Origin of the sequence: Methylobacterium sp. 22177 (assembly GCF_052045615.1) — a bacterium.
Taxonomy (GTDB): domain Bacteria; phylum Pseudomonadota; class Alphaproteobacteria; order Rhizobiales; family Beijerinckiaceae; genus Methylobacterium; species Methylobacterium radiotolerans.
The window spans coordinates 1-515 of the sequence record NZ_JBQEPK010000128.1 but is presented as its reverse complement, the minus strand read 5'-3'; the positions used below and the strand labels follow the sequence as shown (position 1 = coordinate 515).

The following is a 515-nucleotide window of genomic DNA, read 5'->3' as shown; positions in this document are numbered from 1 at the left end:
TCCTTCGCCTCCGAGGTGACGCGCGTCGCCCGCGAGGTCGGCACCGAGGGCAAGCTCGGCGGGCAGGCGCAGGTCAAGGGCGTCGGCGGCGTGTGGAAAGGCCTGACCGACAACGTGAACATGATGGCGGCCAACCTCACCGGTCAGGTGCGCAACATCGCCGAGGTTACCACCGCGGTGGCCAACGGCGACCTGTCCAAGAAGATCACCGTCGCCGTCGAGGGCGAGATCCTGGAGCTCAAATCCACCATCAACACGATGGTGGACCAGCTGAACTCCTTCGCCTCCGAGGTGGTCCGCGTCGCCCGCGAAGTCGGCATCGAGGGCAAGCTCGGCGGTCAGGCGCAGGTGCGCGGCGTCGGCGGGACCTGGAAGGACCTGACCGACAACGTGAACATGATGGCGGCCAACCTGACGGGTCAGGTCCGCAACATCGCCGACGTGACCACCGCTGTGGCCAACGGCGACCTGTCCAAGAAGATCACCGTCGACGTGAAGGGCGAGATCCTGGAGCT

At 66.4% G+C, this 515-nt stretch carries 1 protein-coding gene; it reads left to right on the top strand.

Annotated elements, in window-relative coordinates:
• Positions 1-515 (top strand): HAMP domain-containing protein (locus ACTJK8_RS32370; RefSeq protein WP_440763213.1); only part of this gene is annotated, 515 nt, incomplete at both ends.